At 66.1% G+C, this 19,292-nt stretch carries 15 protein-coding genes; 9 read left to right on the top strand and 6 right to left on the bottom strand.

The window, feature by feature from the left end; all coding sequences use genetic code 11:
• Positions 1 to 282 precede the first annotated feature (282 nt).
• From HMPREF3067_RS08450 to HMPREF3067_RS08440, 3 genes are all read left to right on the top strand, one after another.
• Positions 283 to 675, top strand: coding sequence for a (deoxy)nucleoside triphosphate pyrophosphohydrolase (locus HMPREF3067_RS08450; RefSeq protein ID WP_070769271.1), 393 nt, complete (start codon positions 283 to 285; stop codon positions 673 to 675).
• Positions 672 to 3,800: a DUF3427 domain-containing protein gene (locus tag HMPREF3067_RS08445; RefSeq protein WP_070769270.1), complete on the top strand. Its 3,129-nt coding sequence runs from the start codon at positions 672 to 674 to the stop codon at positions 3,798 to 3,800. Before HMPREF3067_RS08450 ends, HMPREF3067_RS08445 begins: the two co-directional genes overlap by 4 nt.
• A 131-nt stretch (positions 3,801 to 3,931) precedes the next feature.
• Positions 3,932 to 5,236 carry an Nramp family divalent metal transporter gene (locus HMPREF3067_RS08440; protein WP_083319230.1) on the top strand — a complete coding sequence of 435 codons (1,305 nt, stop codon included), beginning with the start codon at positions 3,932 to 3,934 and terminating at the stop codon, positions 5,234 to 5,236.
• A 6-nt stretch (positions 5,237 to 5,242) separates the two neighbouring features.
• Here the strand turns inward: HMPREF3067_RS08440 and HMPREF3067_RS08435 are convergent, their stop codons facing one another.
• A complete protein-coding gene (locus HMPREF3067_RS08435; RefSeq protein ID WP_070769269.1) occupies positions 5,243 to 6,280 on the bottom strand; it encodes a thermonuclease family protein in 1,038 nt (345 codons plus the stop codon).
• A 162-nt stretch (positions 6,281 to 6,442) separates the two neighbouring features.
• Here HMPREF3067_RS08435 and HMPREF3067_RS08430 point away from each other — a divergent pair, with 162 nt between their 5' ends.
• The 4 genes from HMPREF3067_RS08430 to HMPREF3067_RS08415 all read left to right on the top strand — a co-directional run bounded on the left by HMPREF3067_RS08430 (position 6,443) and on the right by HMPREF3067_RS08415 (position 11,226).
• A complete protein-coding gene (locus tag HMPREF3067_RS08430; RefSeq protein WP_070769268.1) occupies positions 6,443 to 7,210 on the top strand; it encodes a LamB/YcsF family protein in 768 nt (255 codons plus the stop codon).
• Entirely contained in the window at positions 7,203 to 8,756 is a 1,554-nt protein-coding gene (locus tag HMPREF3067_RS08425) for a 5-oxoprolinase subunit B/C family protein (RefSeq protein WP_070769267.1), read from the top strand. The genes HMPREF3067_RS08430 and HMPREF3067_RS08425 overlap by 8 nt, the downstream gene beginning before the upstream one ends.
• Positions 8,757 to 8,758: 2 nt before the next feature.
• On the top strand, positions 8,759 to 10,489 hold the full coding sequence (locus HMPREF3067_RS08420; protein WP_070769266.1) for an acetyl-CoA carboxylase biotin carboxylase subunit: 1,731 nt from the start codon (positions 8,759 to 8,761) through the stop codon (positions 10,487 to 10,489).
• A 122-nt stretch (positions 10,490 to 10,611) separates the two neighbouring features.
• Positions 10,612 to 11,226: a GntR family transcriptional regulator gene (locus HMPREF3067_RS08415; protein WP_070769265.1), complete on the top strand. Its 615-nt coding sequence runs from the start codon at positions 10,612 to 10,614 to the stop codon at positions 11,224 to 11,226.
• Positions 11,227 to 11,235: 9 nt separating this feature from the next.
• Here HMPREF3067_RS08415 and HMPREF3067_RS08410 read toward each other — a convergent pair whose 3' ends face one another.
• Positions 11,236 to 12,039, bottom strand: coding sequence for a putative hydro-lyase (locus HMPREF3067_RS08410; RefSeq protein WP_070769264.1), 804 nt, complete (start codon positions 12,037 to 12,039; stop codon positions 11,236 to 11,238).
• Between the two features lie 68 nt (positions 12,040 to 12,107).
• Entirely contained in the window at positions 12,108 to 13,271 is a 1,164-nt protein-coding gene (locus HMPREF3067_RS08405; RefSeq protein ID WP_070769300.1) for an NRAMP family divalent metal transporter, read from the bottom strand.
• 373 nt (positions 13,272 to 13,644) lie between these two features.
• Between HMPREF3067_RS08405 and HMPREF3067_RS08400 the strand changes: the two genes are divergently transcribed.
• Positions 13,645 to 14,949 (top strand): RNase H family protein, encoded by a 1,305-nt coding sequence (locus HMPREF3067_RS08400; protein ID WP_083319228.1) that lies wholly within the window; start codon positions 13,645 to 13,647, stop codon positions 14,947 to 14,949.
• A gap of 43 nt (positions 14,950 to 14,992) precedes the next feature.
• Here the strand turns inward: HMPREF3067_RS08400 and HMPREF3067_RS08395 are convergent, their stop codons facing one another.
• Complete coding sequence (locus tag HMPREF3067_RS08395) at positions 14,993 to 15,517, bottom strand: YdcF family protein (RefSeq protein WP_070769262.1); 525 nt, start codon at positions 15,515 to 15,517, stop codon at positions 14,993 to 14,995.
• Between the two features lie 200 nt (positions 15,518 to 15,717).
• Between HMPREF3067_RS08395 and HMPREF3067_RS08390 the strand changes: the two genes are divergently transcribed.
• A complete protein-coding gene (locus HMPREF3067_RS08390; protein WP_070769299.1) occupies positions 15,718 to 17,253 on the top strand; it encodes an HNH endonuclease signature motif containing protein in 1,536 nt (511 codons plus the stop codon).
• Positions 17,254 to 17,363: 110 nt separating this feature from the next.
• Here HMPREF3067_RS08390 and purE read toward each other — a convergent pair whose 3' ends face one another.
• Together purE and HMPREF3067_RS08380 are read right to left on the bottom strand one after the other, a co-directional pair.
• Positions 17,364 to 17,885 (bottom strand): 5-(carboxyamino)imidazole ribonucleotide mutase, encoded by a 522-nt coding sequence (gene purE, locus HMPREF3067_RS08385; protein ID WP_070769261.1) that lies wholly within the window; start codon positions 17,883 to 17,885, stop codon positions 17,364 to 17,366.
• 119 nt (positions 17,886 to 18,004) lie between these two features.
• Positions 18,005 to 19,213 carry a 5-(carboxyamino)imidazole ribonucleotide synthase gene (locus HMPREF3067_RS08380; protein WP_083319227.1) on the bottom strand — a complete coding sequence of 403 codons (1,209 nt, stop codon included), beginning with the start codon at positions 19,211 to 19,213 and terminating at the stop codon, positions 18,005 to 18,007.
• Positions 19,214 to 19,292: the final 79 nt, after the last annotated feature.

Here is a 19,292-nt window from a genome sequence, read left to right as displayed (position 1 = left end):
AATCCAACGTAAACTTCTGAATGTGCTCACCAGCAAGCCTACTCCGCACCAGCAAACACGGCAGTCCAACCAGCAACTAGCTGACCCTTCGCGTGAAAATAACCGATATCCGGTTGTTTTGGGGTGCTTTTGCTTGGATTTTGGAACACAGCTAGCCCCCCGGCGTTGCCTCTGTCGCTGCGCTCGGAGAACGAGACGGTCGGGGGTAGCGAAAATCCGCGGCTGCCCAGCGGGTTTAACCCTTGACCAACCGGGTGTCCGGCAGATGTTCATAATGAAGGAATGAGCTTTGTCATACGAGTTGTGGGCGCGGTCTTCCGCGCCGAGGACAGGATCTTGGCGTGCCGCAAAGCCCCCGGCAAGTCGCTTGCCGGCTACTGGGAGTTCCCCGGCGGCAAGATCGAGGCCGGCGAGTCCCCGGAGGAAGCGCTCGCGCGCGAAATCCGCGAGGAGCTGTCCGTCACCGCCGAGGTGGGCTCGCAAGTGACCACCACGACGCACAAGTATGACTTCGCCACCATCGAGCTGACCACGTTCTGGTGCACGATCTCCTCGGGCAGCCCGCAGCTCAGCGACCATGACGAGGCCCGGTGGGTCACCGCCGCCGAGGCCACGGAACTGACCTGGGCCCCAGCCGACGTCCCGGCGCTCAAACTGGTGGTGGACGCCCTGTGAGCCACCACCCCGACGACTCCACGCTGCCCTTCGGCTACTACGAGACTCCCCTATCCGCCCGGGTGCGCGACGAGCTGCGCCGGAAAGAGGCCGCCTACCCTACCGCCGGCTTCCAGATTGCCGACGGCGCGAGCGAGGAAGTCTCCCGCCGCTACCAGGCTGCGGTCTCCCAGGGCATCGCCAGCATCCTCGAGCAAAGGCTCCGCGAGCTGACCAAGCCGGCCGACCGCCTGGCTTTGGTCAACCGTCTCACCTCGGCACTAGGCGCCGAGGAAGCCATCGATAGCGAAGCGCTGCTGTACGCGATCTTCGACACCAAGCTCGCCGGTCCGCCCCAGATGCCGGAGATCCCTTTCCATTCGAGCGCCCTTTTCACCAACGCGCCTGAGGAATCGAACCTCTGGACCGAACTCGACCGCGAGATCAAGACCGCCGACGAGGTGCACCTCCTGTGCGCTTTCGTGAAGAACACCGGCGTCTCCGCGCTTACGGAGCAGTTCGAGTACCTCCGGGATAAAGGCATCCCGCTGCGGGTGTTGACCTCTACCTACTGTGGCGCGACCGACGCCCTGGCGGTCAAGACTCTGGTGGAGCGCTACGGCGCGCAGGTGCGCGTGTGCTACGAACACAAGAGCACTCGCCTGCACGCCAAGGCCTGGCTGTTTAAGCGTAATTCGGGCTTCGATACCGCCTTCATCGGCAGCTCCAACCTGTCCCGGTCCGCGCTGGTAGACGGCTGGGAATGGAACGTGCGCGGTTCCAGCAAAACCACGCCGGAGGTCATCGATAAGTTCATCAAGACCTTTGACACGTACTGGCACGACCCCCACTTCGTGGATTTCCGTCCCGAACGCGACTTCGACAAGCTCGATAAGGCACTGCTCCTTGCCCGCGGCGGCGAGCGCAAGAATGAGTCCTTGGAGATCTCCGGGCTGCGAGTCGAACCTTTAAGCTCGCAGCGGCCGATGCTCGAGGCTTTGGAATCCGAGCGCACCGAGCACGACCGGCACCGGAACCTCTTGGTGACGGCCACCGGTACCGGCAAGACCGTCGTGGCGGCCCTGGACTACCGCCACCTGTGCGAAAAATTCGGCCGCCAGCCGCGCCTGCTTTTCGTGGCTCACCAGAAGAGGCTCCTCCTCCAGGCCCAGCGCACGTACCGGGAGGTGCTTTCCGATGCCACCTTCGGCGAGCTCTTAGTCGATGGCCAGCGCCCCGGACAGTGGGACTACGTCTTCGCCAGCGTGCAGTCCCTCAAACCCGCGATCCTCGACCAATTGGCCCCCGATCACTTCGACGTCGTGGTCATTGACGAGTTCCACCACGCCGAGGCAAAGAGCTACCGCCGCATCCTGGACCACTTCGCCCCGCAAGAACTGCTGGGGCTTACCGCCACGCCGGAGCGCGCGGATGGCGAGAATGTACAGAAGTTCTTCGATTACCGCGTAGCCTACGAGCTGCGGCTTTGGGACGCCCTGCGCATGCAACGGTTGACGCCCATGCACTACTACGGCATCGCCGACGGCACGGATCTGACCGGGGTGACCTGGAACCGCCGGACCAACGGATACGACGTGGACGAGCTGAGCGAGCTCTACGTCAAAGCCGGACAAAAGCGCACGCGGTTTATCATCCAAGAAATTGAAAAACGCGTCCTCGACATGTCCGAGCTCAAGGCGCTGGGCTTTTGCGTGTCCGTCACCCACGCTCAGTTCATGGCCCAGCAGTTCACCGAGTTCGGAATCCCGGCCAAGGCCATCGACGGCAGCACTCCCACAAACCAACGCGAAGCGATCATCCGTCAGCTCCAGGACGGCGACATCAAGGTGATTTTCGCCGTTCACCTCTTCAACGAGGGCGTGGACATCCCCCAGGTCAACACGTTGCTGCTCCTGCGCCCCACGCAGTCCCCGGTGGTCTTCATCCAGCAGCTGGGACGCGGCCTGCGCCGGTCCGAGGGCAAGGACTCCTGCCTGATCCTCGACTTCATCGGGCAACAGCACCAAAGCTTCGACTTCACGGAGCGCTACCAGGCGCTGACCAAGAAGCGCGGGCAGAACCTGGTCAAGGAGGTGGAAAAGGGCTTTTATTCCATGCCGGCCGGCTCCAATGTCAGCCTGGACCGGGTGAGCCAGGAGCAGATTCTGCGGAGCATCAAGAAGGCAGCCAGTAGCTCCCTGAAGAAGATTAAATCCTTGGTCGCGGAGATCCGGACGACCGATTTGTCGCAGTTCTTGGCCGAGTCCGGCATCGATATCAGCGATATTTACAAGACCCGGCCCAACCAGTACTCGTGGACCAGGTTACTCCGGGAGGCTAACCTCCTGCCAGGAAGCGCCGACGAGACAGAGACCTTCCTCCTCAAGCGTCTGCGCACCATGTTGCACATCAACGATCAGGATCGCGCGAATGCCTACCTGCGCTTGCTCGATCCGGAAGGCCCCGATCCGGAAAACCTGAAGGGCGACGACCAGGCGTACGCGCGCATGCTGGTGCTGTCCTTCTGGGGCGGGCAGGCTACGGTCACGCCGCCGGAGGATTTCGCTGCGGCACTGCGACTGTTGCGCAACTACCCTGCCGTGCGCACCGAGCTAGGCCAAATCATGGACTACGCCGTCAGTTCCTCCCGCGTCATCCCGCGCCCGACGGGAATCTCGCTGCTCAAGAGCCACGCCGAGTATTCGCTGTCCGAGCTCGTCGCCGCCATGGAGGAACGGCCGCTGCCCAAGATGGTCAGCCTCCCGCGCGAGGGCGTGCGCTACTTCCCCGAGCAGAACACGGACCTGTTCCTGGTGACCTTGAAGAAGCGCGAAGACGTCAGCGCCTCAACCGATTACCACGACTACCCGGTCTCCCCGGAGCTCATGCGCTGGGAATCCCAGAACAGCACCACGCTTAAGAGCAAGACCGGGCAGCGTTATATTCACCACCAGGCGCTCGGCGGTTCCATCGCCATGGCGACCCGGTTCCTCAGCAGCAACGAGGTGGGCACCGCTTCGGCCTATACCTTCCTAGGCAAGGTCGATTACGTCTCCCACCAGGGCGAAAAGCCCATCAAATTCGAGTGGGCCCTGGAGCGACCCATGCCGGAGAAGCTCTTCGTCGAAGGCCGCACCGTGGCCTAGAACGACCGGGCCGCCACCGAATCGGAGGAAGAGATTAACTTTCTTCCGAAAACTAACGTGACGCACGGCACATCGGGGTACAGTGACTTCCATCACTGTTCCTCCTAGTGTCGCCCGTGAAGGAGTGCGTCATGGGATCTGACCCTGCTGCTCGTCCGGTTTGTGCGTCCGGTAGCTCGCCGGTTGCTGGTGCCGCCGCTGATGAGGGACAACAGAAGGTTCGCTGGACCCTGGTGGGGCCTGGCCTGGTGGCGGCGGCCACTGGCGTGGGCGCGGCGGACATGGTGGCCACGATGATTGCAGGCCAGCGCTACGGCTTTGCGCTGCTGTGGGCGGTCATTCTGGGCACGTTCATGAAGATCGTGCTCGTGGAAGGGGTAGGCCGATACAGCCTGGCCACGGGGAATACTATCTTCCACGGCTGGCGGGAGCTAGGGCCGTGGACAGCCTGGTACTTCGCGCCGTACATCGTGATCTGGGGGCTGGTCTACGGGGCCGCGGCGATGTCCGGTACCGGCTTGGCGCTGTCCGCCCTCTTCCCCGGCACGAGCCTGAACATGTGGGCCATCGGCACCGGGCTGGTCTGTTTCGCACTGACGTGGCTGGGCCGCTACCAGCTCTTCGAGAGGATCTCCGCGGTTCTGGTGGGCATCATGTTCGTCACCGTCGTGGGTGTTGCCGCGATTACCGCGCCTAACCTGCCCGGGATTATCGCGGGGCTGGTCCCCACCGTCCCGGACGGGTCTTTCGTCTACGTGCTCTCCATCGCCGGCGGCGTGGGCGGCACTATTACCCTGGCTGCCTACGGCTACTGGCTGCGGGAGAAGAAGTGGTACACCCCGAAGTGGATGAAGGTCATGCGCCTCGACAACTCGGTGGCCTACCTCGTCACCGGTATTTTCGTGCTGGCCATGCTGGTGCTCGGCGCGGAACTTCTCTACAGCGCCAATGTGGCGGTAGCGGACAACGACGAGGGCCTGGTCGACATGGCCGACGTGTTGGAGGCCCGCTACGGGACCGTGCTGTCCAAGGGCTTCATCGTCGGCTTCTTCGCCGCCGCGTTCTCGTCTTGCCTGGGTGTATGGAACGGGGTGTCCCTGATGTTTGCCGACTACATCGGCCACCTCAAGAAGCTACCGCAGGATGATCCTTCCACCAAGACCGGCGGCAAGTACTACCGCGCCTACCTGGTCTGGCTGACCTTCCCGCCCATGCTGCTTTTACTGCTGGGCAAGCCCACCGGCCTCATCATCACCTACGGGGTCCTCGGCGCGTTATTCATGCCGTTTTTGGGGCTGACCCTCCTAGTGCTGCTCAACACGAAGCTCACGCCGAAGCGCTGGCGCAACGGCTGGATTGTCAACACCCTGATGGCTGTCATCTCCGTCGCGTTCGTCTACCTGTGCATCACCCAGGTCGCCGGTCTCTTCACCTAGAAGCCCCTAGCCAATCTGCACCTTGGTCGAGCAATCGATCTTGGCGTACGGCCGACCCTGGTTGTCCACGGAGGTCAGCGCGTAGTTTCCGCCGTAGGCGCGGCAGCCGGTGTAGGTATCCGGCGCGGGCGCGGCGGGAGCTGGTGCGGCGGGGGCATCGTTAGCCGGGTTGGGGTTAGCCGGGGCAGGGTTAGCCAGCGCGGGGTAATCGGCGCTGTCGGGGCTGGCGGGGTCACCGGTCGGGCGGCTGGCTTCTTCCTGCCGTTTTTTGTCGCGCTCGGCTTTCTCGACCGCGTCGGCGCGCTCGTCGTGGAGGTGCTCCTCGGCCTCGTCGAGTTCGGCACGACGTTCGGCCAGTATGGTGTTGAGGCGATCGACCAGGTAGGTGCCGTAGAAGGCGTTGTGGCCGCCGCCCTCGATGGCGTCTAGATCGGCGCGGCGGGCGGCGGTGCCGGCCAGTAGCTTGTCGATGGCAGCCACCTCGTCGCTGGAACCATAGGTCGTGGTCGGGGACGAGCTCAGCGCGGTGGCCGCGGGACCACCGTCGGTGGCGAAGCACTCGGGACCCACGTCGAAGATGCCGCGGCGGGCCCGCTGGGCGGCATCGACAGCCTCCTGGACGGGCGGGTAGAATTTCCGGTTCTCACCGACCACCATGGCCGCGGCCAGGCCTTCCTCCGCGATGCGCGCGTTGACCAGCTCGTCATCCAGGAAGACGCCGGCCAGATCACGGCCGTACTTGTCCTGGTGCTCGACGTCGTATTCCAGGCGCACGGCGGTGCCGGCGGGCAGGAGATCGGCCAGGAAATCCCGGGCGGCCTCCGCCAGGCAGTCGGCGGGGCGGCCGTCACGGGCGAGCTCCGGGGTGTCGATGTTGAGCAGCCGCACGCGCTTGTCACCGTCGGCGGTGTGCACGTCGATGGTGTCGCCGTCGATGACGCGGTTGACGGTGGTCTGTTCCTCCCCGCCGCCTATGATGGCCACCCCGGCGACCGCGGCGATGGCCACCCCGCCTATGCCCAGAAGCGCTTTCCCGAAACCCATTGCGCAGGTCCTTCCTCTAAGAACAAAATCTTTCCGATCTTAGCCCGCCGCGGCTGTGGGGGTAGCCGGGGAATCCGCCAAACGTAACCCCATTCACAAATCGACGTGACGCGCGCTACACTAGATCCATCAGATTGTTCAACAATTTTAGGGATGGTGTTGATGTCTTCGCTTGTTATTGATCTCAACGCAGATTTGGGTGAGACGACCGCCGGCAACCCCGTGGCCGATGACGCGGCCATGCTGGAGCTGGTCTCCTCCGCCAACGTGGCTACCGGCTTCCACGCCGGGGACCCGCACTCAATCGCGCAGACGGTCCAGGCCGCGGCCCGCGCCGACGTGGTCATTGGCGCGCACCTGGGCTATAACGATGCCGCCGGTTTCGGCCGTCGCTTCATCAACTACGCCCCGGCGGAGCTGGCCGATGAGATTACTTACCAGATCGGCGCGCTGGAGGCCCTGGCACGCGCGGCCGGCACCCGGGTGCGCTACGTCAAGCCGCACGGGGCGCTCTACAACACCATCGTGCACGACCAGGCCCAGGCCCAAGCGGTCATCGACGGCGTACGCGCCTTCGGCGACCTGCCGCTGATGCTGCTGCCCGGCGGCGTGGCCGTGGACATGGCCGAGGACCAGGGCCTGACGGTGGTGCGCGAGGCCTTCGCCGACCGCAACTACAACGCCGACGGCACGCTGGTCTCCCGGCGCGAGTCCCACGCGGTCATGCACGACCCACAGGCCGTGGCCGCCCGCGTCCTGCAGGTAGCCCGCACCGGCTCTATCACCGCCTACGACGGCACCGAGCTGGCCGTCGATGCCCAGTCCGTGTGCACCCACGGCGACTCCCCCGGCGCCGTCGAGCTGCTGCGCGGCGTGGTGGACCTGCTGGGCCGCGAAGGCGTGGAGATTCGGAGCTTCCTCGATGTCTAACCCCACCATCCACCCGGTCGGCACGCGCGCGATGCTCATCGACTTGGACGGGCTCGACCAGGTCATGAGCTGGCACGCGGAGCTGTCCGAGCACCCGCTGCCGCACCAGGTCGACTGTATCGCCGCCGCCACCACCTTGCTGGTCACCTTCGACGCCCCGCGCGCGGCCGAGCTCGCCGCCGAGCAGCTGGCCGAGTTCCAGCCCACGAAGGCGGGCCGGCGCGAGCCGCGCACCGTGGACATCGACGTGCGCTACGACGGCGAGGACCTGGCCGACGCCGCGGAGTTGCTTGGCATGTCGGAGCAAGCGCTCATCGACTGGCACACTTCCACCACCTGGACCGCCGCCTTCGGCGGCTTCGCGCCCGGGTTCACCTACTGCGCGCCGGAGGACCCGGCCCAGGCCAAGGCCATGCCGCGCCGCCCCGACCCGCGTACGGCCGTGCCGGCAGGCGCGGTGGGCATCGCAGGCGATTTCTCCGCGGTCTACCCGCGCGTTTCCCCCGGCGGCTGGCAGCTCATCGGCACCACGAACACCCCGATGTGGGAGTCTCACGCGGAGCCGCCGGCGCTGGTCCAGCCCGGCGACCGGGTGCGCTACAACGCGGTGCGCGAGCTGCCCGAGCTGACCCGCGACCACGACGGAGCCAAGAAGTCCCCGGCGCGCCTGCCCCGCATGGAGGTCGAGGACGCCGGCCTGCTGACCCTGTACCAGGACCTCGGCCGGCCGGGCCGCGGCGACCTGGGCGTTACCCCCTCCGGCGCGGCGGACCGCGCGGCGGCCGCCACCGCCAACATCGCGGTGGGCAACCCGCGCAATGCGACGGTGCTGGAAAACATCGGCGGCATCAAGCTCAAGGCGCTGACCGACACGGTCATCTGCGTCACCGGCGCAACCGCCGTGGTGCGCGTGGGCGAATACCCGCTGCAGTTGGCCCGCCCCATCCTGGTCACCGCCGGCACCACCCTGACCGTCAGCCCGGCGATTACCGGCATGCGCTCCTACATCGCCATCCGCGGCGGCATCATCGCTGACACGGAGCTGGGCTCGTCCGCCACGGACGTGCTCTCCGGGCTGGGCCCGGACCCGGTGCGTGCCGGCGAGGTCATCGGCGTGCTGCCGCGCTCGAACGCCATGACCGACGCCCAGCTGGCCAACCCGCTGCGCGTGCGCGATGACAACGGCACCACCACCGGCGTGCTGCGCTGCGCGCTGGGACCGCGCGACGACTGGTTCGGCGAGAACGTCCAGCAGTTCCTGGACACCGAGTGGACCGTCACCTCGGACTCGAACCGTGTCGGCCTGCGTCTGGCTGGGGATGCCACCATCGAACGCGTCGTCGACGGCGAGCTGCCCTCGGAGGGCATGGTGGCCGGCAGCGTGCAGATCCCGCCCAACGGCAAGCCCGTGGTCTTCCTGCGGGATCACGCCGTGACCGGCGGCTACCCCGTCGTCGCCACCGTCTTGGAAGAAGATATTGATATTGCCGCCCAGCTCCCGCCCGGGGCCCGGGTCCGCTTCGAACTAGTCTCAGGAGTCAACTAACCATGGCCATTTCTGCTGTACTTATTGCTAACCGCGGCGAGATCGCCGTGCGCATCGCCCGCGTCGCCCGCGACCTGGGCATCCGCTCCATCGCCGTTTACTCCGAGGCCGACGCCGGCGCCCTGCACACCGTGGTGGCCGACGAGGCCTACGCCCTGCCGGGCAACTCCGCCGGCGAGACCTACATGAACATCCCGGCGCTGCTGGACATCGCCGTGCGCGCCGGCGCGGACGCCATCCACCCGGGCTACGGCTTCCTGTCGGAAAACTCCGAGTTCGCCCGCACCGTCAGCGCCGCCGGCCTGACCTGGATCGGCCCGGACCCGGACGCCATCGACCTGCTGGGCGACAAGATCGCCGCCCGCCGCGTGGCAGAGGAGGTCGGCGCCCCGCTGGCCCCGGGCACCTCCGATCCCATCGGCGACTGGCAGGAGGCCCGCGCCTTCGCCGAGGAGCACGGCCTGCCGATCGCCATCAAGGCCGCCTACGGTGGCGGCGGGCGTGGCCTGAAGGTCGTGGACACCATGGAAGAGATCGAGGGCGCGTTCAACTCCGCCGGCCGCGAGGCCATGGAGGCCTTCGGCCGCGCCGAGTGCTTCGTGGAGAAGTTCCTGGTCCACCCGCGCCACGTGGAGGCCCAGGTGCTGGCGGATACCCACGGCAACGTGCGCGTGCTGGGCACCCGCGACTGCTCCACGCAGCGCCGCTTCCAGAAGCTCATCGAAGAGGCCCCGGCCCCGAACCTGACCGAGAAGCAGTACCAGGGCATCATCGAGGGCTCCCGCGCAATCTGCCAGAAGGTCGGCTACACCGGCGCCGGCACCGTGGAGTTCATCGTCTCCGAGGACGGCACCATCTCCTTCCTGGAGGTCAACACCCGCGTCCAGGTCGAGCATCCCGTCACCGAGGCCGTGACCGGCGTGGACATCATCGCCGAACAGTTCCGGATCGCCGCCGGCGAGGAGATCTCCATCGCAGAGGATCCGGAATCCCACGGCCACGCCTTCGAATTCCGCATCAACGCCGAGGACATCCTCAACGGCTTTGCCCCCTGCCCGGGCACCATCGTGGCCTTCGAGCCGCCGACGGGCCCCGGCATCCGCGTCGACGCCGCCGTGCGGACCGGATCCATCGTGCCGCCGTACTACGACTCCCTGATTGCCAAGCTGGTGGTCTGGGGGCCTAACCGCCAGGTGGCCCTGCGCCGCGCCCAGCAGGCGCTACAGGAGTTTACGGTCTCCGGTGTGCGCACCGTGCTGCCCTTCCACCGCGACATGGTCAACAACCCGGCGCTGACTGGCGACGAGCTGGGGCTCTACACCGACTGGGTGGACCACAACTACCGCCCGTCCGCCGGGCACCAGACCGAGCAGGTGGAAGCCATCTACACGCAGCGCCGAACCATGGCCATCGAGGTCGACGGCAAGCTGATGAACATCGGCCTGCCCGTCGAGTTCTTCCAGGCGCCCGCCGGGGCCACTAGCTCCGCCGCCCCCGCCGGCGGCGAGGCCAAGGCCGGCTCCGCCGGGGCCGTGACCGCCCCGTTCGAGGCCAACCTGGTCGAGTGGAAGGTCGAGGACGGCGCCGAGGTCGCCGAGGGAGACGCTATCGCTACCATCGAGGCCATGAAGATGGAATCCGCCGTCAAGGCGCCCAACGCCGGCACGATCTCCATCAAGGTCGACGCCGGCGAGCGCGTTAGCCCCGACGACGTCATCGCCACCATCAACTAACCGCCTACCCCGCCGCGTTACCCCGGCGCGCGCAGGTGCTGCTTTCGGCTTGGAGGCGGCACCGGCAAGCTGGTTTGGCCAAAGTGCCCTGTAAGCCGGGGCGCGGCACTAGAGTGTTACGCATGCTTTCTCAGACCGTCGCGGCGGGCCTTCGGGACGCCATCTCCCGGGGCGAGTACCAGCCGGGCCAGCAGCTCAGCGAGGTCAAGGTGGCCGCGCGCTTCGAGTGCTCCCGCAATACCCTGCGCGAGGCCTTCGCCCGGCTGACCGCGGAGCGGCTGGTGGAGCGCATCCCCAACCGCGGGGTCTTCATCGCCACCCCGGACCGCGCCTATATCCAGGATCTTTTTCGCGCCCGCGCCGCCATCGAGCCCTCCGGAGTGCTCTGGGGCGACTTTTCCGACGCCGCGGCGCTGGTCGAGCTAACCGAGTCCGCCCGCGCTTCCGCCGCCCGCGGCGAGCACCAAGAGGTCTCCAACATCAACCAGCGCTTCCACAGGGCGCTGGTGGCTGCGCTCGGCTCGCCCACGCTGGACGAGCAGATGGGCAACCTGCTCGCGCGCATGCGCCTAACCTTCCTGTTGGTCATCCCCCGCTACCCGCTGCTGCACGCCGATCACATCGACGGCAACGTGGAGCTCGCAGGCCTTATCGCCCGCGGCGAGCGCCGCGCGGCCGCCGATCTCTCCCACGCGACGCTGCGCGCGACCTGCGACAAGATTTTAGCTGTGGTTTAAAGCCGCGGTTTAGGGCACCTGGTAGCCCAGGTCGCGGGCGTCGGTGACCAGCATCTGCCCCGGCGCGTGGGTAATGGCCAGGCTGGGCGCAGAGTTCATCACCACCGCCTGCGGCGTAACCCCGCAGGCCCAGAAGACCGGGATGTAGCCGGCCGGCACGTCGATGGCCTCGCCGAAATCGGGCTCGTCCAGGCTATCGATGCCAATCGCCGCCGGATCCCCCACGTGCACCGGCGCCCCGTGGACGCCGGGATAGCGCGAGGTAATCCGCACGGCATCGGCTACCTGGGAGGCCTTGATGGGACGCATGGAGACCACCAGCGGCCCGCTGAAAACCCCGGCCGGGGTGGTGGCGATATTCGTGCGGTACATAGCCACGTTCTTGCCCTGGGCGATGTGGGGGATTTCCACGCCGTTGTCCAGCAGTGCGGTCTCGAAGGTGAAGGAACAGCCGATGAGGAAGCTGACCATGTCCGGGGTGTAGAAGGAGGTGGCATCGGCAGTCTCCTGCGTCAGCTCGCCGTTTACAAAGACGCGGTAGCCCGGGATGTCGGTGCGGATGTCCCCGCCGGCAAGCAAGTCCGAGGAGTGCTGGCCGGCCTCCAGCACGCCCACGATGGGGCACGCCTTGGGGTTGCGCTGGGCAAACAGCAGGAAGTCGAAGGCGTATTCTTGGGGCACAGCCAGCAGGTTGGCCTGCATATAGCCGCGGGCCAGCCCCGAGGTCGTCGGCAGCGGGTGGTGGCGGGCGAAGGCGCGCACCTGGGCCGGGGTCGAGTTCGGGTTAAGTTGCTGGGTGCGATCCCATGCCATGGGGCGGCCTTCCTTAGTTGTTTTCCTTGACGCTGGTTGTTCCGGTCCGGCGTTCCCTGTTCTGAGGCCTAGGACCAGAGGGCGGCGATGCCGCTGAAGGCCATCACGCCGATGAAGATGGTCAGGAACCAGGCGAGGACGCCCAGGACCAGCAGCCAGGTCGGGTACTTGTAACCCTGCAGCAGGTCGCGGCGGCACCAAGCCACCCACATCACGATGGCGAAGCCAATGGGCAGGATGAGACCGTTGATGGCGCCGGCGAAGATCAGCAGGGTCTGCGGGGCGGAATTCAGGACTACGAAGGCCACGGCGCAAACGGCGATGAAGGCGACGGTGGCGAAGTTACGGGTTTTGTCGCTGGACTGCTGCGAGGTCACGAAGGACACGGAGGTATAGGCCGCGCCGATGACCGAGGACAGACCGGCCGCGAATAGGACCACACCGAAAGCGCGGAGGCCGAATTCGCCGGCGGCGTGCTGGAAGGCATCGGCAGCAGTGTTGTCCTCGGACAGGGTCACGCCGGTGGCCACCACGCCCAGGACGGCCAGGAAGAGTAGCACGCGCATGATGCCGGTGATGATGATGCCGGAGACCGAGGTGTAGGTGATGCTCTTGACGTTCTCCACGCCGGAATAGCCGGTGTCAATCAGGCGGTGCGCGCCGGCGAAGGTGATATAGCCGCCCACGGTGCCGCCGATGATGGTGGTGATGACAAACGGGTCGATGGTCTCCGGGGCCAGGGTGTTTTTCAGGGCCTCGCCCAGCGGGGGCTGGGAGACGATCGCGACGTAGAGCATGAGCAGGATCATGATGGCGCCAAGCGCGGCCACTAGCCGGTCCAGGGCCATGCCAGCGCGCTTGGACAGGAAGATGAAGATGGCGATGGCGGAGGCGATGAGGCCGCCCCAGCGGGCGTCCAGGCCCAGCATGGCGTTCATGCCCAGGCCGGCGCCGGCGATATTGCCGATGTTAAAGACCAAGCCGCCGAAAAAGACGAAGGCGGCCAGCACCCAGCCGAGCCCCGGCAGGACCGTGTTGGCCAAGGTGTTGGCGCGCATGCCGGACACGCACAGCACGCGCCAGACGTTGAGCTGGATAGCGATGTCCACGAGGATCGACACCGCAATAGCGAACGCGAAGGCCGCGCCCATCTGGACGGTGAAGACGGAGGTCTGGGTCAAAAAGCCCGGGCCGATGGCGGAGGTCGCCATGAGGAACATGGCGCCGGCCATGGCGCCGATCCCCTTCGAGGCCGGAGACTTCTTCTTGGCGCCCGAGGGGGAGGCTGCGGCATCGGCAGCCGGTTGGGCGGTGCCTGCGGCCTGGGCGGGGCCCTGGTTGTCGGCCGGGCTGGCGCTCTGGTTGCTGTGGGCGGGGCCCTGGTTGGAGCCTCGGCCTGGGTTAGAGCCGGCGTGAGAAGTGGATTCGGGTGTCTGTGCACTCATTGCTTTCCCTCCGCGATATAGGTCACACGGGTTTGTGATGTGCATCATCTTAGGGGGTTGTTGAACAATATGTAAAGGCGAACCCCACCCGCCTAGCCCCGCGGGCATCGTGGGTACCCCGGGGAACGGTCCCGGATGCCGGTACGGTTTACTAGTAGGCATGGAACCCGTCGATCTCGCCGCGTTGGTAGGTACAGAATCACGTACTTACCGATCGCGAAAGGTCACCCCGCAGATGCACAACGCGCCGGTGCACGTGGCCATCGCCATGTGGGACGTCCCCTGGAAATCCGCCGCGGAGGGCAAGCTCAACGGGTGGGTCATCGCCGTGGATGCCAAGCCCGGCCCGCGCTTCGTGCGCACCGGGCGGACCACGGAGGAAGACACCGTGGGGCCGGTGATGCGCGACCTCAATGACGCAATCAGCGGCATCCGCAGCTTCAACGGCGCCAAGAAGAAGGTCTGGTGCAACGTCGGCCGCCGCCGCGGGGCACTGCGCCTGGAGCTGGAGAAGCAGGGCTACCTGGTCACGGGTAGTTTCTCCGAATACAACCGCGCCTGCCCGCGGGCCAGCAAGCTGCGCACCGTCGAGGAGACCAAGGCTAAGCGCGAAGGCAAGCGCAACGGGCAGTCCCCCAAGCGCAAGCCCACTCCCCCGCCCGCCACGGAGGCCCACTGGTGGCCGCAGTTCTCCGACTTTTCTAACGCTAACGATGCCACCCCCACCCGCATCGCCACCGATGCCTCCTCCGACACCAACATCAAGGGCGCGTCGTGTTTCGTCGCCAGCAACGGCGACTACCAGCTGCTCACCCGCCGGACGAAGGCCTCCACGGATGAGCTAGAGCTCGAGGCCCTCACCCTCGCCCTGAAGTACTTGGCGCGCACCGATGCCACCGACGTCCTCATCGAAAGCGACAGCCAGGCCGCACTGCGCGCCGTCGATTACATCACCGGCGAGGGCAAGCTCGGCAAGCGCTGGCGCGGCATCCATCCGGGCGCGCTCTCCCGCTTCCAGCAGGCCTGGAAGGACAACCAGGGGCAGCGCCGCATCACCTTCCGGCGCGTCATGGGCCACTCCGGCGACCCGCTCAACCGCGCCGCCGACAAGATCGCCATCATGGGGCTGCGCGCCATCGCCTACCGGCAGAAGGAGGTCCGCGACACCCTGGCGGAGGGCATCGATAAGGCCCTGCAGGAAGCCGCGAAGGACGCCCACAAGCGGGCGGCGTCGCGCCTGCCCGAGTCGGCCACGCGGGGTACTGGTGGCTCTGGTGCTGGTTCTAGGTCTGGTTCTAGGTCTGGGTCTCGGTCTGGTTCTAGGTCTGGGTCTCGGTCTGAAGCTGGCTCTGGCGCTGGGTCTGGCTCTGGCGCGCGAAATAAGCGACGTCGGGGCGGACGCCGCGGGGGCCGTCGTCGCGGTGGGCGCCGGCGCGAAAGTTCGGGCGCGGGTTCTGAGGCCTAGTTTTTGGGGGACTGTTTAGGGGGCTGTTTGGACCCGTTCAGGATTAGTCGGGGCGGCCCTCGAGGCGGTGCCGGAGGCGTCGCCAAGCGATGCGCAGCGCGGAATGCGGCGTCGCGGCGAGCTCGCGGGCATAGTTATGTAGTTTGTGGCCGTGCGGAGTCGGGGCGGCGACCGTGTGGATGGGAATTTTGAGGTGCCAGGCCCAGAGTCGGGTGCGCAAGATGTGGAAGTTGCTGGTGACGACGGTCATCGTTGAGCCCGGGGACAGCAAGCGTGCGGAGTTTTCGAGGTTTTCGTTCGTGCTGGTTGCCAGGGGCTCCAGGAGGATGCGCTCCGGATTGATGCCTTGAGCGGTGAGGTAGTTGTGCATCGGTAGCGCTTCCCCGTGCCCGCTGACCACGATGGGGGCGTCGGGGTGCGCTTGGGAGAGGCGGGCAGCGGTGGCGAGGCGGGCGCGGAGCAGCAGTTCGGGGCGACCGGCGGTGGTGCGCGAGCCAAGGACGACGATGGGGGCCGTCGGATCAAGCGTTGGTCGCCGGGAGGCTTTTCCGCCGTCGTCTTTGAACATAAGAATTAGGATACTTGAGGGTATTGACCGCCCTGTTCGGCGCCGGATATACCTATTTCTGTCAGAGGTTACCCCCGTTTTACTAACAATGTAACCATCTAGAACAAAGTTTTGTTTGAGGGGGTTGCGTGAGGTGGTTGGATGAATAGGATTGAAGGCGTAATGAACAAAGGTTCGAGCACCTCAAGGGGGTGAAGGTCATGACCAAAGCAACTCAATCTATTGCCGAATGCGTAGCCGAAATCGAACAGGCATACTCACGCCTGCACGCCGCTGTCACGGAGGTGGACTCGGTGTACTTTGGTGAGATCTACCCTTATTTCGAGAAGCTCGCTGCCCTCTCCGGCACCATCACCACTATCGATGCCGCCTTTGCGTTCATCGCCGAACGCGACGACGCTGGCCGCCACGTCAACTCCACGCGGGTGATGGACTACCTAATGAACCGGCTGGGGCTGTCCTACGGGGAGGCGAAGGACCGGCTCCGCAACGGGCAGACCATCTTCGGGACCGCTCCCCTATCGGAGCCGCCGCTAAAGGACCCGCTGGAGGATGCTGCAGATTCTGGGGAAACTGGGGAAACTGGGGAAACTGGGGATTCCACGGAGGATGCGAAGGCAGCAGAAGAACGTCGGAAGCAGGCCGAGGAGCGCCGCAGGAAGGCCGAGGAAGAGGCGCGTCTCCGCAGGGAGCGCGAGGAACAGGCCCGCGCCGAGGCGCAGCGCAAGCTGCGGGAGAAGGAAGCTCTCCGTGGCCGCTACCTGGCCATCATTGACCGCGAGCTCAAGCACCTCAACGCCCACGCCACCCCGGGGCCGAACGAACTGCGTAACAAGGCCATCGACGAGGCGAAGAAGCGGAACCTCAAGGACTTCGCCCAGTGGCTGCGCCGCGAGGTCCGTGCGGCGAATGCTCGCAGCCGGGATCCCTTCGGCAACCGGGACCGGTTTGCCGCCACCCGCAAGCGTCATTTGGAGTTCAGCCCCGCGGACGCCGACGGTGGCGTGCACGTGAGCGGTTACCTGGACGGCGCCACCGCAGCGCTGATGAGCCAGGCGTTTGCGCCCGCCACGCGTCCGGGCACCCCGGACCTGCCGCCGGAGGAAGACAAGCGTAACTACCGTCAGCGGATGGCGGACCAGTTCACCGCAATTCTGCAGGAGTACCTCGGCTCGCGCGAGAAGGAGCACCCCGGCCTGGGCTCGATCATCATCTCCGGCACGGTCGATGATTTCGAGAACCTCAAGGCGGATTCCCTGCTGCCGACCAACACCGGGCACTCGCTGACCCCGCTGGACATTATCCGGCTCGGGGCCGCGGCTAGTGATTACCTCTGCATCATGGACTGCGAGGACTTCCAGCCGCTGGCATTGGGGCGCTCGAAGCGGACGGCGAGCTTCATGCAGAAGCTGGCGCTGATTGCCTCCGAGCTGGTGTGTTCCCACCCCGGGTGCGACCGGGCCGCCAATGCTTGCGATGTCCACCATCTGCAGGCCTGGTACTACGGCGGGGTCACAGACATACACAATCTGACCTTGTTATGCCGCTCCCATCACGTCAACAACAACGACAGACAAGATGGCAGAGGAAACATGGGCCACGCGGCCAGGGATCCGAGAAGTGGAAGGGTCGGGTTCGTCAGACCTGGAAGTAGCGACGTCGAATGCAATGAATCAGTCGCCGCCCAAGAGGCCGCCGGATATAAGCTCCGACGGCAAACCGCGGCCGCTAGTTAAAGTGGCCTAGTTAAAACGGTAGTGAATGCCGGTAGCGGATACTGGTAGTGCATACCAGCTGTGAATATCGGTAGTGGATCCTGCCCGCGGCTAGGTCAGTGAGATCCGTGCTAGTCACCCAGCAGTTTCCGGCGGAGGTTTGTGTCCTTTTCCTCCACGGAATCTGCCATGTCCTGCTGGTATTTGCTCATCTTCTCGATCAGCTGGGGATCGCCCGCGCCCAGGATCCGAACCGCCAGGAGGCCGGCGTTCTTGGCGCCTCCGATGGAGACGGTGGCGACCGGGACCCCGCCCGGCATCTGGACGATAGACAGCAAGGAATCCAGCCCGTCGAGATCCTTCAAGGCGCGCGGGATACCGATGACCGGCAGCGGGGTGGCTGCAGCGACCATGCCCGGCAAGTGGGCCGCCCCACCAGCACAGGCGATGATGGCCTGCAATCCGCGGGTGTGGGCCTGCTTGGCGTAAGCGAGCATCTTCTCCGGAGTGCGGTGGGCGGAGACGACGCCGACCTCGAAGGGGACGCCAAAATCGGCCAGCACCTGGGCGGCCGGTTCGACGGTGGGCCAGTCGGAATCGGATCCCATGATGATGCCGACGCGGGCCTGGGTGTTCTCTGGGGTAGCAGTCATGCTGTAGGGCACTCCTTCGGTGGGTTTCGGGTTCTGAGGCTGAGGCTGGGTTCTGGAGTCAGGTCCTGGGCTGGGGTGAAGATACGCGGGGCCCGGGGAAGCCGCCGAGCCCCGGTGGCCTAGTCGTCCCAGCGAGCGTTGACCAGGAAGCCAGCCGCCAGGCGGGCTTCGTGCCGGGTCTGCTCCGCGTCCTGGCCGGTCAGGTTAACGTGGCCAATCTTGCGGCCCGGACGGTGGCCCTTACCGTAGAGGTGGATCTTGGCCTGCGGGAAGCGGCGGTGGACCTCGACGGCGCGCTGGGCCATCGGCATCTCCGGATCCTCCTCGGCGCCCAGGACGTTGGCCATCACGGTGACCGGGGCAGTCGGGGTGGTCGACCCGAGCGGGTAGTCGAGGACGGCCCGCAGGTGCTGCTCGAACTGGGAGGTCACGCAGCCATCCTGGGTCCAGTGGCCGGTGTTGTGGGGGCGCATCGCCAGTTCGTTGATGGCGACATCCTCCTCGCCGGCATCGTTGGTAAAGGCGAAGAGCTCGACCGCCAGGACGCCGGTAACGCCGAGCGACTCGGCGACCAAGACTCCCAGCTGGGAGGCGCGGGACTCGAGGGCGGAGCTTAGCCCGGGGGCCGGGGCGACCGCCTCGGAGCAGATGCCGTCGCGCTGGACCGACTCGGTGATCGGCCAGGAGGCGGTCTGCCCCGACGGGGTGCGCGCCACCAGGGCGGAAAGCTCGCGGGTCAGGGCGACCTTCTTCTCCGCCATCAGCGGGGTGCCGGCGTCGAGGAGCTCGCTGACTAGGTTGACCAGCTCCTCCTCGGTGGAAGGAAACCAAACACCCTTGCCGTCGTAGCCGCCGCGGCGGGCCTTCAGGCAGACCTGGCCGGAGGTGGCGGACCAGAAGGAGGCGGCATCGTCGGTGCTGGTGATTTCGGCAAACTCCGGGACCGGGGCGCCGAGCTCCCGCAGGCGGCGGCGCATGACGAGCTTGTCCTGCGCGTTGACTAGGGCGGACGGCACCGGCTGCACGTTGTAGCCGGCCTCGATGAGGGCCTCCAAGTGCTTGTTCGGGACGTGCTCGTGGTCGAAGGTGACCGCGTCCGCGCCCTCGACGGCCCGCAACAGATCGTCGTAATCGGTGTAGTCGCCCACCACCACGTCGGCGCAGACCTGCGCGGCCGACGAATCAGGGCTGCCCGCCAGCAGGCGCAGGGACTGCCCCAGCTCGATGGCGGCGGTCTGCATCATCCGCGCCAGCTGACCGTCACCGATGACGGTGACCGCTGGCATACCGGGGGCATGGGCTTGGGGATTTCCAGCTTGTTCACTCACGTTTTCAATCCTAGCGCGGCGCCGGCGGCTCGCGCGTCACCCCAGGAAACCGGGCATGACGGTACCCCAATTAGCTAGT

It is taken from the genome of Corynebacterium sp. HMSC04H06 (assembly GCF_001815935.1).
Taxonomy (GTDB): Bacteria; Actinomycetota; Actinomycetes; order Mycobacteriales; family Mycobacteriaceae; genus Corynebacterium.
This window is presented reverse-complemented; position numbering and strand designations above follow the sequence as displayed.